The organism is Corynebacterium argentoratense DSM 44202, assembly GCF_000590555.1.
Lineage (GTDB): Bacteria > Actinomycetota > Actinomycetes > Mycobacteriales > Mycobacteriaceae > Corynebacterium > Corynebacterium argentoratense.
On sequence record NC_022198.1, the window covers coordinates 387304 to 406414 of the forward strand.

Sequence of the window (19111 nt, forward strand, 5' to 3'; positions counted from 1 at the left end):
TGGAACAATGGGGGCTATGCTTTCTCGCCCGCAGCGTAGTTTTAATCCTCCGGTTTCTCCGGAGGTTCGTCTTCGTTTTAGTGCTGATGGCAAACGCTGTGATGCTGCTGCTGGGGGTTTTGAGCGCAGTGCGCAGCGTGCGGGGGAGATCCTGGATGCTGGTGGTTCGTGGCGGCTGACGGGCCCTGCGGGGTCGGGTGTTAGCACCGTGTTGGTTGAGTGCGTGGCGGAGTCCTTGCGGCGGGGTGTTCGCGCTGATGAGGTATGTTTTTTGACGCCGTCGAAGGAGGCCGCTGCGCGTGTTCAGGCAGCTGTGGGTGCGCGTATAGCTTCTGGGGTTGGGGCGGATGTGCAGGTAGCTGTGGGGGTGCAGTCGGTGCACTCTTTTGCTTTTTCTATCGTGCGTGCTGCGGCGGTGCGTGCTGCGCATGCGGATGGTAGTGATGGGGGGATGTTGCCGCGTTTGATTACGGGTGCGGAGCAGGATGCGGTTATTCGCGAGTTGCTGTTGGGGCATCATGAGCAGGGGGGTGCGTATTGGCCGGAGGAGCAGCGCCCGGCGTTGGAGCTTGTGGGTTTTGCGCGTGCGTTGCGTGATTTTTTGTTGCGTGCGCTGGAGCGCGGGGTTGGTCCGGAGGAGTTGAAGGCGTTAGGCCAGCGGTGGGGGATCGAGTTGTGGTCTGCTGCGGGGCTGTTTTTGGAGGAGTATGAGCGCACGATGGAGTTGTCGGGTGCTCGGCGTTTGAATGCTTCGGAGTTGGTGACGGCTGCGTTGCAGGCGTTGAATGCGGATCCGGTTTTGTTGGATCAGTTGCGTGCCCAGTCGAGGCTGTTTGTGTTGGATGATGCGCAGAATGTGGATCCGCAGACTGCCCGGTTGTGTGCATTGTTTGTGGATTCGGCTGATTGTGCTGTTATTGCGGGGGATCCGGAGCAGGCGGTGTTTGGTTTCCGTGGTGCTTCGGAGGATTTTTTGTTGCATCATCCTGTTGCTCATGAGTGCCGTCTTGATGCGTCGTTGAGGGTGATGACGTCGCGGGAGATTGTTGTGGCGGATTCCGTTGCGGCTCAGTCTTCGGCGGTTGCTGATGTGGTGCGGCGCGAGCATTTGTTGGGGGGTAGACCGTGGGAGGACATTGCGGTGATTGTGCGTGGCGCCGGGGAGGTTGAGCCGATGCGTCGCGTGTTGTTGGGGGCGGGGGTTCCGGTGTCTTTGGATCCGACGGCGGTGGTGTTGTCGGAGGAGCATATTGTGCAGGCTGTGTTGTTGGCTGTGCGTGCTGCGCGGGCTGGTGCGGTGGTCCCATTGGGTGGGCAGGGTGCTGCCGTGTTGGAGCCTTTGAGTCGTTCGGAGGTTGTGCAGTTGGCTAGTGGTCCGGTGGGGGGTGCGGATCCGGTGGTGTTGCGTCGTGTGTTGCGTGGTGTGCGTAAGGCGGAGTTGATGCGGGCTCGTGCGGCGGGTCAGGGCATTGGTCGCCGTGCTGTGGATTGTTTGGCTGAACTGCTCAATTGTGGGCAGGAGGCAGTGTTGGGGTTGGATGCGTTGCGTGATGTGTTGAGCGAGCGTGAGCTTGCTGTGCTGCAGCGCATTGTTGATGTGGTCTCCGCTGGGCGTGAGGCTGTGCAGCGGGGGGAGTCTGTGGAGATGGTGTTGTGGGAGGTGTGGCGCACGACGGGTTTGTCTGATCATTTGGCGGCGGTGTCGTTGCGTGGTGGTGCTGCCGGTTCCCAGGCGGATCGTGATTTGGATGCGATGTTGGCGTTGTTTGATGCTGCTGGTGACTGGGTGGAGCGTCGCCCGTCCGCATCCATAGACAGTTTCGTGTCTCATATTATGGAGCAGCAGTTGCCGACGGGTATGCGTGATCGCCGCGGCCAGGTTCCTCAGGCGGTGAACGTGTTGACTGCGCATGCGTGCGCCGGCCGCGAGTGGGGCGCGGTGGTCGTCGCTGGTGTGCAGGAGGGGTCGTGGCCTGCGGCGGCAGAGGCCGGAACGTTGTTTTTGCAGGAGCGTTTGGTCGATTTGCTGGACGAGGGCATCGAGCCGGACACGTTTATTTCCCGTGCTGCCGAGCGTTTAGTTTCCGAGCGTCGCTTGCTGGGGGTGGCATTGTCTCGGGCGGTGGATCGTGTCTGGTTGACGTGCGTGGACGCTCCGGATGCTGCGGAGGCTGCCGAGCCTTCCCGTTTTGTTGATGACGTCGCGTCGGCGTGGGGCGTCACGCCTGTGCGGGTGAGTATGCGGGATGGGGATGCGCAAGCGCAGGCTGTGGGTGGTTTGAGGGTGCTGTCGGTGCCTGGTTTTGTGGCAGAGTTGCGGCGCGCGGTGTGTGATCAGTCCACGCCGATGGGTTTGCGTCGCCAGGCTGCCCGCCAGTTGGCGCGGTTGGCGACGGCGGGTGTGTATGGTGCCCATCCGGGCCAATGGTGGGGTGTGCATGGCCCTTCTTCGCAGTCGCAGTTGGAGGCGCCGGGCAGGCCGGTGATGGTGAATCCTTCGCGCTTCGAACAGGCTTTGGGTTGTCCTTTACGCAGTGTTGTGTCCCGCTGGGACCCGGATGATGAGCCAGGGTTCTACCAGCAGCGAGGCATCATTTTGCATGCTTTTTCAGAGGCCGTTGCCGCCTTTGAGGCAGTGCGCGCCGAACAAGAAGCAGACCCAGACGCTTCAGCCCAGCCGGTGGATGTTGCCGCTGGCCTTGCTGAGGCGCGCGAGATGGTGGTGGAAGCAATCGACGCGATCACCCCCACTGTGTCCGCACAGGCCAACAGGGTGCGCGCACAATGGCGTGCAGCTGTCGAGCGCACGCAACAGTGGACCGTGTCCAGGTCAGCCAACCTGGACCTGGTCGCTACAGAGCTGCCGGTGCGTCACGTTGTGGGGCGCGTAGCCGAACGCGACGTCATTATTAAAGGTCGTGTAGACCGAATTGATGCCACTCGTGAGCAGCCACGACGCCTGGTGATCGCGGACTTGAAAACATCCAACACCGCAGCCAACAAAGTCGACGCCGCGCAAAACCCGCAGCTGATGGCCTACCAAATGGCGGTGCGCGAACAACTCGGCGAAGACATTGCCGAAGCCCAGCTGGTGTACCCCGTGGTCGAGAACAAACAAGCTGCGGTGCGCGAACAACCCCCACTAGACGAGTCCATGCGGCGTGGGCTCAGGCTCGTATTCGATGACGTCGCGGAAAGCTTACTGGGGCCAGACGCGGAAGCATTCGCAATCGACCAAAGCCTGTGCGACACCTGTGCGGCGAAAGTGATGTGCCCAGTCAACCCGGAAGGAAAGGCGGTCACCGATGTCCACTAAGCCACAGGTCGATCCGGTCACTCTGTCCCAGTGGTTGGGTCAAGAGCATCCCCCCACACCCCAACAAGCGGCGATTATTGGCGCGCCACCCGGCCCCATGCTTGTCGTCGCTGGCGCTGGCGCTGGCAAAACCGAAACGATGGCCGCCCGCGTCGTCTGGCTAGTCGCCAACGGATATTGCGCGCCAGAACAAGTGCTGGGCCTGACCTTCACCAAAAAGGCAGCCCAGCAGTTATCCCAACGAATCAGGCTGCGCCTCCAAGCCCTGGCACGGGTACCCCAATTGGCGGAGATTGACCCCGATGGATCTATCCGGGACAGCCTCAAAGCCATCACCCCAACCGTCGCCACCTATGATTCCTACGCAGCAACACTCATCCAGGAATACGGCCTGCTGTTGCCCGTAGAACCCGGCGCTCGAACCATCACCCAAGCCGAGACCTACCACATCGCCCTGGAAGTAGTGCGCCAACACCAAGGCACACTCGACACCACCGTCCTGCCCGGATCACTGGTCAACCGAGTACTGCGTCTAGCCAGCGAAATGGACAACCACGTGGTCAGCTCGCAAGAGGTCATCGACGAATCCCGCCTCCTGGTGGAGATGGTCGACACCCTCCCCAACAAAGACCCCGACGGGCCCACACCCGGAAAACCAAACCAAGCCCTGCTGAAAGTAAGGGACCGGCAGCTTGACCGCAACGCGCTGCTACCCATCGTCGAAGAATTCCGCGCAGAACTGAAACGCCGTGCAGTGGTGACCTTCGGCGAACAAATGTCCATGGCGGCCCGCCTAGTCATGTCCCACCCGCGCGTCGGAGCCAGCCAACGCGAACGCTACCGCGTGGTCATGCTGGACGAATACCAAGACACCAGCCACTCCCAAAGGCTTCTCTTGCGTAGTCTCTTCGGCGGCATCGACCCCGAACTGAGCGTCACAGCCGTAGGTGACCCCATGCAGGCCATCTACGGTTGGCGCGGCGCCACAGCAGCCAACCTCCCCCGATTTACCAGGGACTTCCCAGACATAACCGCCGGCACACCGGCACCCAAAAAAGAGCTCACCACCTCCTGGCGAAACCCACCAGCAGTACTCGACTGGGCCAACATCGTTGCCGACGCAGTCTTCGGCACCGGTGCACCCCGCCCCGTACAACCCCTCCAAGCCCGCCCCGGCAGCGCGCCGGGCCACACGGATCTACGCTGGTTCGCCACCCCAGAAGAAGAAGTGCAGTGGGTGGCTGACCACATGGCGCAGCGCTACGCGGATGGTGTTGGCGCCGGTGGTTTTACGGGGGCCGTGTTGGTCCGCAAGCGCGCCCATATGCGCAGCGTGGCTGATGCGTTGCGCGCTCGTGGAGTACCCGTCGAAATCGTCGGTGACGCCGGTTTGCTTAAGATCCCGGAAGTTGCAGACATGCTGGCGGTGGCCACCATGCTCATCCGACCCGAAGACACCGAGGCTGCACTGAGGGTCGTATGCGGACCGTCCGTAGGCCTGTCGCTTGCTGATTTGCAGGCATTGGCGGCCCGGGCGAAAAACTTGAGCGCTCGAGTCTCCGCAGATGATGACGCCGCGGGCAAGGCGCAGGCTCCCGACCTCGACGCCGCAGGACGTATCGTCAGCCACTTACGCGAGCAGATCGATGGGGCAGTGTCCCAAGAACCCGAGGCCAGGGTTGGGCTAGCCGATGCTGTGGCAGACCTCGGCGAACCGGAACGATTCTCGGTGGAAGGCTACGCGAGGCTCCAAGACCTTGCGGCCGCACTACGCTACATGCGCACCCACACCCTCAGCCAGTCACTGCCCGACATTTTCAACGATATCGAGCGAGTGATGGGAATCCGCACGGAAGTATTGTCGCGGGCAAACCCACATGAAGATGGCGCCGCCGGCACCGCGCACCTGGATGCCTTTGCCACCGTGGTCGCCGACTTCTCGCGTATACCCGGGGCCAGCCTTGAGTCCTTCCTGGACTACGTTCAACTGGCCACCGAGCACGAAGACGGCCTGGCACCAGGCGAGGTCCAAGTGCGTGCAGACCGCGTGCAGATACTCACCGTGCACAAGTCAAAAGGCTTGGAATGGGACCACGTCGCTGTGCTGCACGCCGACAACTCCACCTACTTCGCTGACGGATCCCGCCCAGGTGCTAAACATTCCAACTGGACCACCTCCGTGGACCAACTTCCCGTATCACTTCGTGGCGACTGCGAAGAACCCGGCGACACACCAGGCACCGGCATTCCTGAGCTTGACCTCAGCGACGTCACCACCCTCAACGAACTGTCCGCCGCTATCGAACAACACAAAAAGGACTACCACGCCGAGTTGCGCGAAGCCGACCGCAGGCTGTTCTACGTAGCCCTCACCCGTGCCGCCGACAGTCTAACCATCAGCGGAAACTGGCAGATGGGTGCCCCCATCGACCTGGTCGCGCGACTAGCCAAGCTCAACCCCGCCGAAGATGAACAATGGACAGTACCCGACAAACCCAAGCTCCCCATGGGGCTGCGCGACGCACTGTCCATCCTCGGAGAAGACGACACACCAGAAGAAACACCGCTGAACCCCAAGCTCATCCCCATCGCCGTCCAGCGGCGCCTAGCCCAACGCGACGTCATTATTCCCAGTCGCCCGCTTGAGGACCTCGACGAATCCATCGGCAGCTACCCCAGGGACCACCTAGGGCAGCGACGCGAACACGTCGAGCACGGCGCAGGACTAGTCGCCGAAGCACTGGACAACCTCCCAGAGGCCACAGCCGAAGCCGAACTCGACCAGCTGTGGGAACAAGAAGCCACCGCGCTCATCGACGAACACACCCGCCTGAACCAACCAGTAACCCACGTAGACATCGGAACCAGGCTGACCGCATCCGACATGGTGAGCCTCAAAGACGACCCCGAGCGCTTCGCCCGCCGCCTACGCCGACCCGTGCCATTCAAACCCAACAGCTACGCAAAACGTGGCACAGCACTGCACCAATGGCTCGAAGACCGCTTCGGTGGCTCCGGACTGATCGACGAAGACGACCTTCCCGGCATGGGCGAACTTTACGAGGACCCCCACGCAGACAACCTTCAGGAACTCAAAGACAAATTCCTCGCAAGCAAGTGGGCAGCGCGCACACCCATGTACGTTGAGCACCCCTTCGAAGTGAAAATCGGCACGCACCTGGTGCGCGGGCGCATCGACGCCATCTTCAAAGACGAAGACGGCTGGCTCGTTCTCGACTGGAAAACCGGAAAACCGCCCCGCGCCCGCAGCACAAAAGAAATGGAAGCGGCCATCATCCAGCTCGCGGTCTACCGCCAAGCATGGGCGCAACTACTGAGCGAACGCAGCGGACAGCCGGTGTCCCCTTTGGGGATTCGGGCCGCATTCCACTACATTGCTTGGGATGAAACTTTCACCCCGAACGAGCTTCCAGACGCCGAGGCACTGGCAGCGATGCTTGAGGCATAAGAGGGCAACCTGATGAATCCCCACCACGAACGACGTCGCCGTTACTACCACCGCCCACGGCGGCGCTCCTCCCAACGCAGTGCCGGTTGGCTGCGGGAGGACCAGCAGCTTGAAACAATGCCCGACCACGCGCTTCTCAACGTCATCAATATTCCTAGAGATGACTCTGCAAGCCCCAGGGCGCTGATCACACGACGCGTGGTCTATGCGCTGATCCTGCTGGTGTTCGTCGCAATCCTTGTCTACGCCGACCAGGACGGATACAGTGAAAAACTCACCGCCATCGATGCTCTGTACTACTCGGCAGTGACGCTATCAACCACAGGCTACGGCGATATCGTTCCCGTCACCCAAAGCGCCCGCCTCATCAACACCTTGGTGATTACGCCGATTCGTATGGCCTTCCTTATTTTGCTCGTCGGCACCACGCTGGCGGTACTCACAGAAGAAACCCGACGGACCCTACAAATCCAACGCTGGAGGAGAAGCATGCGCGATCACACAGTGGTCATTGGCTACGGAACTAAAGGCAGCAGCGCCGTGTCAGCGATGCTGGCTGACGGCGCAGATCCCCGGCACATCGTTGTCGTCGATACCAGCGAACAAGCACTCGAAGCAGCGAACAATCATGGTCTTGTCACGGTCAAAGGTTCTGCCACGAAGACAGATGTGCTGAAACTTGCGGGCGTTCCACGCGCACGCGCCGTTGTGGTCGCACCCAACCTTGATGACACCGCAGTGTTGGTCACCCTGACGGTGCGCGAAATCGCTCCCCACGCCACGGTGGTCGCCAGCGTTCGAGAAAGCGAAAACGTACACCTGCTGGAACAATCCGGCGCCGACCAGGTAGTCATCAGTTCAGAAACCGCAGGCCGGATGCTCGGCTTGGCAACCGTGACCCCCTCTGTTGTCGAGATGATGGAGGATTTGCTGAGCCCCGAAGATGGGCTGAGCATCGTCGAACGCCGAGCCAGCGATATGGAAGTCGGAATTAATCCGCGCGAGTTGCCCGACATCATTTTGGGGCTCGTCCGAGGTGGGATACTGCACCGCATCGGCACCCCCGAGGCGGCCACCGTGGAAAGCGGCGACCGACTGCTGTACGTACGCCGCACGCTCGATTCCTAAAGGAGCACCCATGGACGCCGACCCGCAGGAAACCTACCCCAGGATTGACCCCGCCATCATCGTCGCAGTCCGCAACAAAGACACGCTCCTTATGGCACGCAACGCCCAAAGGCCAGGTTTCTTCTCCCTCATCGCGGGCTATGTCTCCGTGGAGGAAACCATTGAAGACACCGTTGCACGTGAGCTTATGGAAGAAACCGGACTGCGCTGCCATAATGTGCAGTACTGGGGTAGCCAGCCTTGGCGCAACAACACCCTCATGCTCGGCTTTTTTGCCGACAGTGATGGGGTAGTGGTGGGGGAACCCGACGGGGAATTGGAAGAAATCCGTTGGATGACCCGACACGATATCGAAGCGCTGGGCAAAGAACAATTGCCTAACCCAGCATCAATTGCACGACGCATGATCAACGAGTGGATACATGATCAACCTAGACGACCTTGACGACGACCAACGCGCAGCCGCCACAGCACCTCGCGGCCCTGTCTGCATCATCGCGGGCGCAGGGACCGGAAAAACCCGGACGATCACCTACCGAATCGCCAACCTCATCGATCAAGGATTCGTAGCGCCCCAGCGCATCCTCGCCGTCACCTTCACGGCACGTGCAGCCGGTGAAATGCGGGAGAGGCTCAACCACATGGGCATCGGCGGCGTCCAAGCGCGTACCTTCCACGCCGCCGCACGCAGGCAACTGTCTTATTTCTGGCCCAGCATTGCGGGAAACCTCCAGTGGAAACTCATCGACAATAAATTCCCCCTAGTCGGCCGCGCGGTGCGCAGCGTCGGGCTCGACAACTCCACCGACATGGTTCGCGACGTCCTCAGTGAAATCGAATGGGCCAAAGCAACGCTGCTGACTCCTGAAACATATGTCCAAGCGGCGCAGAAACACAGTGACCGGCGGCCACCGGCAGACCCGGAGAAGATCGCCGCAGCGTACCGTCGTTATGAAGAGATGAAAACCACCGACGAAGGCATGCTGCTGGATTTCGACGATCTGCTGCTGCACACTGCCGCAGCTTTGGAAAATGCACCCGGAGTCGCAGAAGAATTTCGCGAACAATACCGCAGTTTCGTTGTCGACGAATACCAGGATGTCACCCCACTGCAGCAGCGCGTCCTGGACGGCTGGCTAGGGGAGCGCGACGACATCACCGTCGTCGGAGATGCACACCAAACCATTTATTCCTTCACCGGAGCCACACCTGACTACCTGCTGAACTTCTCGCGCCGCTACCCGCATGCTGCGGTGAAGCTGCTGCAGCGCGACTACCGTTCTACCCCGCACATCACAGACCTGGCCAATACGGTCATTAGCCGTGCACACCACCCCGGAGTGAGCAACCGCATCCCCATGCTGAAGCTGCAAGGCATGCGTCCACAAGGCCCCAAGCCCACCTTCAGTTCGCACTCTGATGAAGTCGCTGAGGCCCGTGATGTTGCAGCCAAGATTAAAAAACTGATCAGCCAGGGCGTACAACCCAGCGAGATTGCCGTGCTGTACCGCATCAACGCCCAATCCGCTCGATATGAAGAAATCTTCCAGGAAGAATCCATCGCCTACCAGGTGCGGGGAGGAGAAGGCTTCTACCAGCGTGCAGAAATACGCGAAGCACTCAGTGCACTGGCGCGGGCAGTCGATGTGAGTGACATCCCCGTTGACGAGGTTGTTTCGCGCACATTCATCCCCCTGGGGCTTACCCCGGAAGAGCCTCAAGGTGAGAGGGCTAGGGAGCGCTGGCAGTCCCTCAAAGCACTGAAGGAGCTTATTGGGGAACTAGCGCCACCAGACATGCCCACCTTGATTAGCCAGCTCAGGCAGCGCGCTGAAGCAAAGCATCCCCCCACGATGAACAGCGTCACCTTGGCATCCATGCACGCGGCCAAAGGCCTCGAATGGGATGCGGTGTTCCTCGTTGGCCTCGTCGAAGGCTCTGTACCCATCAGCCACGCCATTAAAAGCGGAACCGATTATGCCATCGAAGAGGAACGTCGCCTGTTCTACGTCGGTATTACCCGCGCCCGCGAACATCTCTACCTGTCATGGTCCGCTGCCCGTCAGGAAGGCGGACGCGCCACTCGAAAACGCACCAGGTTCCTCGATGGGATTGTCGCGGACGCGCCGGAACAACGAACAAGCAAAGTCAGTGCTTCGCGGATTCGCTATTGCACCGAATGCGGCGAGGAACTGACAACCCCAGCAGAAAAAGTTCTGCGGAGGTGCGCTACTCATCCTGGGGGTGCGGACGAAGAGGTGTTCCAAGCGTTACGAGCCTGGCGAAAAGACACAGCCCAAGATCAGGGTGTTCCCGCATTCGTCGTGTTCTCTGACGCCACTTTGCTGGCTTTGGCAGAGGCACTGCCGACAACAAAGGAAGCCATGCTGGAGGTTTCGGGGGTCGGGCCGGTTAAAGTGGAAGCCTATGGGGAGGGTGTGCTGGAAACACTAGCCCAGTTCACCTAGCCCGCTACCAACACACCGGGCATCCAGGGTGGGCCTGCACCACCGTGGTGTTGATGTCCACCAGAAAAGGACTGAGCTCGAACATTGCGCCGGCCTGCAGCTGAGGAAGCCGCTGCGGCTGGTGGTGCCGCATGCCTGGCGGCGGCCCCGCCGCACCATAGTGGCGAGCTAGTAACGCCGCCACAAAGGATGCAACAAAACCTTCCTCCATGGTGAGGACATCAGGATCTGGGGGAGTGAAAGCCTGCCTGCTGGCTAGGGAACAATGCGGATCGGCTGCAGCATGGTGCATATCAACGCATACCGGGCAGGGGCCGAAATGATTGATGCTGATCGGCCCGACAACACCTCGGCCGTCGGCAACACGGACGGGGATGAAGACGCCACCAAAGCTTCTTACCGCTCGCGCTAGTTCAGCCTGCCTGTGCACCGGCATTGACGCAGTTGACACTATTGGGCGGCTTGCAGATGTCCCCGCTAGGAAAGCCGGCGCAGATTCATTCTTTAAAGGGATGCGCACAGAGATGCCATGCGCGGATAACAGCTGGCGGATCTGCAAGGCTAGACGATTATTACCCATCAACGCCACGGAAGGAGCCGGGTGGTGGGATAGGACAATGTCGTAGGTCAGCAGTTCGGACAAAAGCAGGTGGGTTGCTGCGGTTGATAAACCGCATCGGTGCAGGCGCCGGGCTGCGGTCTCTATTGCAACGGGGCTGTCAAAACCGTTTAACGCCGCAGCTACTTTGCGCGCCACTGTGCCATTGTCCCCGATGCGCACCATGGCTGTTTTGGTTGCGTCAGAACCAAATTGAATGAAAAACTCCTGCCGGCCCGACTGCCCGTTAGTGTGCGAGCGAACATGCGCGGCGGCGGAAGGAGAGAGCTTCACATCAGTTCCCGCCCCGTGTAATCCCGCTGCTGTGTGTGGTATTGGAATAGTCACAACGACTGTCCCCCTAGATAAAATTCGTGGCCTCTTACACCCCCTACGCACGCTGCCACTAGTCCGCCCCGCACCCGAGGATGCGGGGCAGACTAGGAAGCGGATGCGTTGTCCAGCATTCTACCGTGGCGGCAGATTTTTAGCGCGCCGAATCTGCGTCCCCATCGGCGTCATCATCGCCGTTGCCCGCGGCGTCATCCTCATCATCTTGAGTGCGGGAGCCGTCTTCGCTGCCCTCTGCCTGCTGCTTGAGCATGTCCTCCAATGCGGAAATCTCCGCAATGGGGTCAAAGTCTTGCTCATCTTTCGAGCTCAACAGCCCATCGATGAAGCTAGCGGAGGACTCCAAGTCGCTGGCAACAGGGAGGAAATCCGGATGATTCCACACAGCGTCGCGTGCATCCAGACCCACTGCGGCGTCAACACGCTCCCACAAATTGTGGGCACCCTTGATGTTCGGCGTCTGCATCTCCACATTGAACACATTCTTAAACACGGTTTCTGCAGAGCCACCGGTAGCGCGGCGAACCTGCCAGGCAGTCAGCATTGTGTCCGCAGACGGCAGGCGATCCTTCAACGCCGTGTACACCACATGGTCGACCCACCCTTCAATGAGGGCGAGGATGGTTTCCAGACGCTCAAGCGCCTTCGGATTTTTGCTGATGATCTTCGGCGCAAGATCTTGCTCGGACATCTTGCGGGCAAAGTCCTGCATCGACGCCATGTCCTCCATGGACGCAGGGTCGATATCCCGCAGGGCTTCTTCAAAAGTACTGTTGTCGTATTCCAGTCCGGCAGCGTATTCCTCTACCGCCGAAACAACTAGCTCCACCAGCCACGGCACGTGCTGGAACAGACGTTGGCGGGCAGCCTCCCGAGCACTGACAAACACCAGTGCTTCCTGAGCCGGCACATCCAATTGCGAAGTCAAACGGTTGAGGTTCGCGGGCAAAATACCAACGACGGACGTCACCAGCGGCAACCCGAAATCACAGCCGGCGATCGTCTGCTTTGCAAGGTCCGTGATCTGCTGGCCCATGTTGCGGCCGACACCCTGGCCTGCGGCCTTGGCGAGGAACACCCCAATACCGCCGAACAAGCCCGATAGTTCTGGCGGCACAGTGGCCTGGCTGGCGCCGTCCATGCCCACGGCGATCGGCCCGATGAAGCGCTTCCACGTCGGAAGGGTGTTTTCGAACCATGTGCGGGGAGTCCAGGCAGTAGCCGGGCCGGAACTCGCAGGAAAAACAGTGGCCTCGTCAAGCCATAATTCAGCCAGTCGGATAGCTTCGGTCACCGCCGCAGCATCCTGGGGGCGAACATTTCCGCTATCCAGCAGTTGCTTGCCCATTGATGACGCCGCCTCTACCGCAGCGTTTTCTGCAGCCTGCGCGCGCTGCTCGGGGGACGGGGCTGCTCCGCCACCGCCGCCAGCACCACCGAAGGGGAAGGCCCCATCGCCATCAGCGCCGAAGCTGAATACCTGGAAGCCCCCCTCGGACTGTTTAAACATTTCTCCGAGTTGCTTCATGAGCTCCTCTGGGGTGCCCGAGAAGTCGAAGTTTCCGAAACCGAAATTGGGTGGGGTGTTGGGGTTCTCGCCACCACCCTGACCACCCTGGCCGCCCTGGTTACCCTTGTTGGCGCCGTTGGTGTTGTCGTCGTTGTTGTCATCGTTGGGGTCGTCCCCGCCACGATTTCCGAAACCGAACCAGCTACTCATAGCTCCACGGTACCGGTAGCGTGCTGGGCACGCCATGAATCACGCTCACTTTCGCCAACAGCGTACAAAAGCACCCTATCGCGAAGCCCTACCGTTGGGGAGATGTGTAGCAGATGCGCATCAAGGCGGTACGCTATCCCACGTGTCGAATACAGCCGCCCAACCACAACCACCGACCCAGCGCAGCAGCAGGACCCGCCGCGTCGTCATCGCGACGTCATTGACCACCGCACTTGCCTTGGTCGCGCTTGCAAACATGACGCACATCCCCGGAACCAGCATTGACCTGACTACGGGTGTTGGCGCAGAAGGTCCCGGCCCGACCTTCAACACCCTGGGTGAATTCGAAGGTAAAGAAATCGTCAGCGTAGACGGGGCAGCCACCCACCCGACCACAGGCCAGCTCAACATGACTACTGTTGCCGTGCGCAGCAACATGACGCTAGCCCAAACCCTCAATCGTTGGCTAGTGGAAGGCGACACCCTCATCTCGCTCAAAGACCTCTATCCAGAAGGCATGAGCGAACAGGAGGTTAACGAGCTCAACCAGCACGCCTTCGCCCAATCAGAAAACTCGGCGACCTTCGCGGCCCTCAACTACCTCAACTACCCCCTTCAGGTAGAGGTCGCAGACGTCGTCAAAGATGCTCCCGCCGCAGGCGAGATGCAGGCCGGCGACATCATTGACTCCATAAACAACAATCCTGTGCGCACCCCGGTGGAAGTAGTCCACGCTGTCCGCGACCACAAGCCCGGTGACACCCTCAACGTGGGCTTCACGCGCGACGGACAGCAACGCGACGTCAACATCAAGCTGGAATCCAACCCCCAGGATCCTGACGTCGCGTGGCTCGGCGTACTGCTCAGCCCGAAAACGCTGGACAATATCAGCGTCGACTACAACCTTGAAAACATCGGAGGCCCCAGCGCCGGCATGATGTTCGCGCTCGCTGTCGTGGACAAACTCACCGCCGAAGAGATCACCGGCGGTAAGTACATTGCTGGCACCGGAACGATTGAAGCGGACGGTTCGGTCGGACCCATCGGCGGAATCACTCACAAAATGAAAACCGTCAGTGAGGACGGGGCGGAAGTGTTCCTGGCGCCCGCCGATAACTGCGATGAGGTTGCCCGCGCCAGCAAAAAAGACAAGGGCGGCATGGCGATTATCAAGGTCAACACTCTGAAAGACGCCGTTGACGGGCTGAAGGCGTATAACGAGGGCAAACCCTACGCCACTTGTGAGGCCTCTTAACGCGGAGACAGCTGCTTTAGGGCTGCTGGGCTTTGGCTAACCCGAGTTCGAAGATCGTTTCCTTCGGGTCGGCGTCATCTGAGCTCATCATGTGCTGCAGAACCAAACCCTTGCGGTTATCAATCGCGGTAATCAGAGCGGTGGTGCCGACGGTGCTCCACCCAACCACAAAGTCACCCGAATCCTCCACCACTCTCGAGCTTCTGAGCTCCGTCAGGTATTGGGTGGTCCGGGCGGCTTTGGCCTCGTTGGCGTAGAACATGAATTGGCCGACCTCTGGTCCGGAGCACTGGGTGGATTCATCAAATTTGATGTGTGAGCATTCGGTGAACTGCTCGAAGAGCGAGTCGGGAGCAAGGGAGCCGTAGGTGCGGGCAGCTTCCGCGACCTCCTTCGTCGCAAAGGTGGCTTCGCTGGAAGGCTCCTTCGTAGAGTCTTCGTCCTTACTGCTTAACGGTGTGGCTTTGTCATCCGAGTGGGCGGATGAAGACGACGTGCTGGATGCGCTGGTGGAGGTTGTCTTCGAGGAGGTCGTCGGCTCTGAGGAGTCCGATGGTGTGCTCACCTTGGTGGAGCTTCCCGAAGGCGACTGCGCTGTCGTGTCTTTAGGGGCTTCACTGTCTGAACCACAAGACACCAATGACGTCGCGATAAAGACGCATACACCCGCGATCACCGTGCCGCGGCGAAAGCGCCCGGCCTTCGTGCCGGCCGGGGCTTTGTTGAACGACCAAGAGTGCGTCATCGTGGGCACCTACATATCCTCCGGGCTAGCAAGCAACGTGTGCGACAAAACCTTGATTACACCCGGGGCTACCCCGGGTCCGCCTTTAAGCTCGATGTTGTCCTCTGCGAAGGGGCCGGCTGCTGCGAGCTCTTCCTCCGTCGGGCGAAGCTGTAGCAGTGTCAGCTGCTCCTGGGAGCGCAGCACCCCGGAGAAGATGCGCGCAGGCCGGCGCTCAGCAGCAACCCCCACGGCGTCATCACTGTCGTCGGCAGAGGAATCAAGGAATTCGATTTCCTGCGCCAAAATCACGCCGGCCACTTCCTCCGGCCAGGCAATACGCGCAAGGTAATCGCCAAGTTCATCGGAACCGGGGCGAATGTGCTCAGGGATGGCCTCCTGGATGATCAGCGATAGGGGGGAGACATCCGCGTCATCGCCGAACATTTCACCCGTTGCCTGCATCAAAATGCGGGCGGGGACCAGTGCGAACAACACAGGACGGTTGTCCCACCCCTCGGCATGCACAAACTCAACAGCCTCGAGCATTGCGCGGTTGAGTGCCTGCGCAGACAGCTCGACGGGTTGGAAAAGCTCGGGCGATGAGCCTAGAAACTCGTTGACTTCGTCCGACATGTATGACTCCTGCACAATCGACAATTACGCCCAACATTTTCTTTACAGCGACGAGCGCTCTCGGTGAGACAGATATCGCTAAAGTGGATCCTACCGTTTAAGCAACGCGCAGCAACATAAAGAAAAAGGAGCTGAAGTTGTCCTTCAGTCTGTCTCGCCCCAATGCTCAAACGAGCAGGCGGGTGAAAATAGTTTCGACCCTGGCAGCAGTGGTCGCGCTACTCATAGTCATTGCCCCTACGCTCGTAGATCTTTATGCCCGATGGGAATGGTTCCGCGAAGTCGACTACACCTCGGTGTTTAGCACTGTGTGGGTCAGCCGCATCGTGCTGTTTTTGGTGGCTGGCCTCATCGGTGGGCTTGGTGCTTACCTGGCAGCGGCCTTGGCCTTTCGCTTCCGCCCGTCCCGAGGCTTTGCCGATAGCGGCGATTCCGTCGGAATTGAAGACCTCTTTGGCAAGGGCGGCTTGGGCAGTCTCGGAGGGGGCCTGTCCGGCAGGTTCGCACGCGGGGAGGGCAGCGAACAACGCACTGATGACGCCGGCCTCGAGGGGCTCACTGTCCCTGATGATTTCGGGGCCACCACTGGTGGTGCTGAGAGCCCTCTAGTTATCTATCAGGAGGCCATCGCGCAGGGCCTTCGTAAGGTCATGCGTGCGGTGGTTGTTGTTTTCGCCGTGTTCGTAGGCTTCATGGGGGAAACCCAGTGGCGCAGGGTGTTGATGTATTTCCACGGCGGTGATTTTGACCGCGTTGATCCGCAATTTTCGAAGGACATGGGCTTCTACGCCTTCCAGCTTCCGTTCATTCAAATGTTGCTGAGCATGGCGTCGCTGATTATCTTCGTGATGGTTGTTATCAGCGTGATCTTCCACTACATCCTCGGTGGCATCCGACCTGGGGAGCAGCTGGCTGGCGGCAAGATGAGCGTTACCCGTGCCGCGCGTTTGCAGCTAGCAACGTTCGCCGGCTTGTGGATGCTTGTGCGCGCAGCCAGCTACTGGTTTGATCGCTACAATCTGCTGTCTGCTCACAACGGCATGTTTGACGGCGGTAGCTACACCGACATCAATGCGGTTTTGCCGGCGAAGATGCTGCTCACGATTATTGCGTGTGTTGTCGCAGCGGCCTTTTTTAGTGCGATTGTTTTGAACGATCTCCGTATTCCTGCCGTCGCGACCGTGCTGATGCTGCTGTCTGCTTTTGTTATCGGTGGTGCGTGGCCGGGTTTGGTTGAGAAATTCGAGGTGTCTCCGAACCGTCAAGAAAAAGAGTCCGAATACATTGGTAGAAACATTGAGGCCACTCGGTGGGCTTACGGCCTGACTGATGACAAGGTCACCTACGAGCGGGATTGGGGTGACAAGGGGGCCAGCGCTGAGGCTGTGGCTAGTGACGCCGCCACCCTTGGAAACATTCGTCTGTTGGATCCTGAAATCCTGTCGGCGACTTTCACTCAGCAGCAACAGCTGAAGAACTTCTACGGCTTCCCCAAGACTCTCAACGTTGACCGCTACACGGTGGACGGCCAGCTGCGGGATTATGTGGTGGCAGCTCGCGAGATTAACGCAAATGATCTGCGTGACAACCAGAAGGACTGGATCAACCGCCACACTGTCTACACCCATGGCAATGGCTTTATTGCTGCCCCTGCTAACCGTGTTGATGAAGCAGTGCTGGATGCTGGTTCCACCCGTGGTGGATACCCGATTTACCAGGTAAGTGACCTCAATGGTGTTGGCGAGGGTGCTAAAGAGATGGGCCTGGAGCTCGAGCAGCCCCGTATTTACTACGGTCCGGTGATCGCCGATGTTCCCTCGCAGCAGGATTACGCCATCGTTGGTGTGTCCAATGGGCCTGTGGAATACGACACGGAGTTTTCCAACTACACCTATGAGGGGAAGGGTGGTGTGCCGATCGGCAACATCTTCAAGCGCGCCCTGTTTGCCGCGAAGTATGGCGAGTTGAAGCTGATCCTTTCCGACCGTATTGATGGTTCCTCGAAGATCATTTTCGACCGTGATCCCCGCAGTCGTGTCGAGGCTGTGGCCCCTTGGCTGACGACGGATTCGGCAACGTACCCGGCTGTGGTTGATGGCCGGATCAAGTGGATCGTGGACGGCTACACCACCTTGTCTAACTTGCCTTATTCGCAGCGCACGAGCCTCAAAGAAAGTACGCGGGACAGCCTCAACCCCACGGGTAATCTTCAGACCAACATGAATTCTGATTTGGGCTACATCCGTAACTCTGTGAAGGCAACGGTGGACGCCTATGACGGCACGGTTGAGCTGTATGAATTCGATGACAAGGACCCGGTTCTTAAAGCTTGGGAGGGCGTGTTCCCCGATACCGTGAAACCCAAGTCTGATATTCCGGATCAGCTGCGGGATCACCTGCGCTACCCGGAGGACATGTTCAAGGTTCAGCGCGATCTGATTACGAAGTATCACGTGGATGATCCTCGGGTGTTCTTCACATCGGATGCGTTCTGGTCGGTTGTCAAGGACCCGAACTCTACGACCAAGATCGATGCTGAGCATGAGTCGGACGCGAAACCCAACCAGCCGCCGTACTACGTTGTTGCTGCGGATCCCAAGACGGGTAAGCCCAGTTACCAGGTGATTTCCCCTCTGCGTGGGTTGAGCCGTGAGTTCTTGGCCGCGCACATGTCGGTGTCGAGCGACCCGGATAACTATGGTCACATCACCATGCGGGTGTTGAGCACTAAGAGCACCACACCCGGACCCGCCCAGGCGCAGGACACCATGATGTCTTCGGACCAGATTGCGCGTGACCGCTCCCTGTGGGAGAACTCGGTGACGTTGAAGAACGGCAATTTGCTGACCTTGCCTGTGGGCGGCGGCGAGATCCTGTACGTGGAGCCTTTGTACTCGGAGCGTAAGGACCAGAATTCGGCTTTCCCGAAGCTGCTGCGTGTGTTGGTGTCGTACAACGGCAAGGTGGGTTATGCCCCCACCATCGCTGAGGCGTTGGCGCAGGTCGGTATCGACCCGCGTGAAACATCGGATCTTGATGAGGTCGTCGCTACGGGTGGCGCTGGAGAAGTCGCCAAGGTTTCGGATGCGATTAAGGCAGACGAGGAGCCTGCAGGCGCCTCTAAGGGTGATGACGCCGCGGGTGTGAAGAACGTAGGTGGCTTGCCGGTTGCTACGGGCGATGCCGCGAAGGCTTTGGATGCAGTCAACAAGGCTTTGGCTGATTTGGATGCGGCGAAGGGTAAGTCGTTTGAAGAATATGGCAAGGCCTTGGATGCCCTGGATCGCGCAGTGAAGGAATATCAGCGTTATCAGTAGCGCTCCTACTACACGAACGTAAGTTTTGCAGTACATGTGCTACCTCCGCATGGGGGTAGCACATGTTCTTTTTTGTCGGCGTACCCCCGCGCGAGCTGCGCATTGTTTTCGTCCACTGGGGTTGCCTAC

The 19111-nt window shown here is 59.6% G+C and carries 11 protein-coding genes; 7 read left to right on the plus strand and 4 right to left on the minus strand.

What is annotated here, in order from left to right; genetic code table 11:
• The first annotated feature begins 16 nt into the window (after nucleotides 1–16).
• From CARG_RS01915 to CARG_RS01935, 5 genes are all read left to right on the plus strand, one after another.
• A complete protein-coding gene (locus tag CARG_RS01915) occupies nucleotides 17–3316 on the plus strand; it encodes an ATP-dependent DNA helicase (RefSeq protein WP_041747276.1) in 3300 nt (1099 codons plus the stop codon).
• A complete protein-coding gene (locus tag CARG_RS01920) occupies nucleotides 3306–6785 on the plus strand; it encodes an ATP-dependent helicase (RefSeq protein ID WP_020975703.1) in 3480 nt (1159 codons plus the stop codon). The genes CARG_RS01915 and CARG_RS01920 overlap by 11 nt, the downstream gene beginning before the upstream one ends.
• 117 nt (nucleotides 6786–6902) lie before the next feature.
• Nucleotides 6903–7913 (plus strand): potassium channel family protein, encoded by a 1011-nt coding sequence (locus tag CARG_RS01925; protein WP_052331936.1) that lies wholly within the window; start codon nucleotides 6903–6905, stop codon nucleotides 7911–7913.
• A 10-nt stretch (nucleotides 7914–7923) separates the two neighbouring features.
• Entirely contained in the window at nucleotides 7924–8358 is a 435-nt protein-coding gene (locus CARG_RS01930) for an NAD(+) diphosphatase (protein ID WP_020975705.1), read from the plus strand.
• Entirely contained in the window at nucleotides 8336–10381 is a 2046-nt protein-coding gene (locus CARG_RS01935) for an ATP-dependent DNA helicase UvrD2 (RefSeq protein WP_020975706.1), read from the plus strand. Before CARG_RS01930 ends, CARG_RS01935 begins: the two co-directional genes overlap by 23 nt.
• A gap of 4 nt (nucleotides 10382–10385) precedes the next feature.
• Here the strand turns inward: CARG_RS01935 and CARG_RS01940 are convergent, their stop codons facing one another.
• The gene (locus CARG_RS01940; RefSeq protein WP_020975707.1) at nucleotides 10386–11273 is read right to left on the minus strand and encodes a hypothetical protein; all 888 of its coding nucleotides are present in this window, start codon (nucleotides 11271–11273) and stop codon (nucleotides 10386–10388) included.
• A 193-nt stretch (nucleotides 11274–11466) separates the two neighbouring features.
• Complete coding sequence (locus CARG_RS01945) at nucleotides 11467–13050, minus strand: zinc-dependent metalloprotease (RefSeq protein WP_020975708.1); 1584 nt, start codon at nucleotides 13048–13050, stop codon at nucleotides 11467–11469.
• A 142-nt stretch (nucleotides 13051–13192) separates the two neighbouring features.
• Here CARG_RS01945 and CARG_RS01950 point away from each other — a divergent pair, with 142 nt between their 5' ends.
• Nucleotides 13193–14305: a YlbL family protein gene (locus tag CARG_RS01950; protein WP_020975709.1), complete on the plus strand. Its 1113-nt coding sequence runs from the start codon at nucleotides 13193–13195 to the stop codon at nucleotides 14303–14305.
• 16 nt (nucleotides 14306–14321) lie between these two features.
• On the opposite strand, the gene CARG_RS01955 is transcribed toward CARG_RS01950, so the two are convergent.
• Nucleotides 14322–15050 carry a hypothetical protein gene (locus tag CARG_RS01955; protein WP_020975710.1) on the minus strand — a complete coding sequence of 243 codons (729 nt, stop codon included), beginning with the start codon at nucleotides 15048–15050 and terminating at the stop codon, nucleotides 14322–14324.
• A gap of 9 nt (nucleotides 15051–15059) precedes the next feature.
• On the minus strand, nucleotides 15060–15578 hold the full coding sequence (locus tag CARG_RS01960; protein ID WP_052331938.1) for a PPA1309 family protein: 519 nt from the start codon (nucleotides 15576–15578) through the stop codon (nucleotides 15060–15062).
• 269 nt (nucleotides 15579–15847) lie between these two features.
• Between CARG_RS01960 and CARG_RS01965 the strand changes: the two genes are divergently transcribed.
• Nucleotides 15848–18982 (plus strand): UPF0182 family protein, encoded by a 3135-nt coding sequence (locus tag CARG_RS01965; protein WP_020975712.1) that lies wholly within the window; start codon nucleotides 15848–15850, stop codon nucleotides 18980–18982.
• Nucleotides 18983–19111: the final 129 nt, after the last annotated feature.

Excerpts from the sequence above, each read along its gene's own strand:
- CARG_RS01930 (WP_020975705.1), top strand. The coding sequence starts at position 7,924 with ATGGACGCCGACCCGCAGGAAACCTACCCCAGGATTGACCCCGCCATC.
- CARG_RS01955 (WP_020975710.1), bottom strand. The coding sequence starts at position 15,050 with ATGACGCACTCTTGGTCGTTCAACAAAGCCCCGGCCGGCACGAAGGCC.
- CARG_RS01945 (WP_020975708.1), bottom strand. The coding sequence starts at position 13,050 with ATGAGTAGCTGGTTCGGTTTCGGAAATCGTGGCGGGGACGACCCCAAC.
- CARG_RS01920 (WP_020975703.1), top strand. The coding sequence starts at position 3,306 with ATGTCCACTAAGCCACAGGTCGATCCGGTCACTCTGTCCCAGTGGTTG.
- CARG_RS01935 (WP_020975706.1), top strand. The coding sequence starts at position 8,336 with ATGATCAACCTAGACGACCTTGACGACGACCAACGCGCAGCCGCCACA.
- CARG_RS01960 (WP_052331938.1), bottom strand. The coding sequence starts at position 15,578 with ATGCTCGAGGCTGTTGAGTTTGTGCATGCCGAGGGGTGGGACAACCGT.
- CARG_RS01925 (WP_052331936.1), top strand. The coding sequence starts at position 6,903 with ATGCCCGACCACGCGCTTCTCAACGTCATCAATATTCCTAGAGATGAC.
- CARG_RS01915 (WP_041747276.1), top strand. The coding sequence starts at position 17 with ATGCTTTCTCGCCCGCAGCGTAGTTTTAATCCTCCGGTTTCTCCGGAG.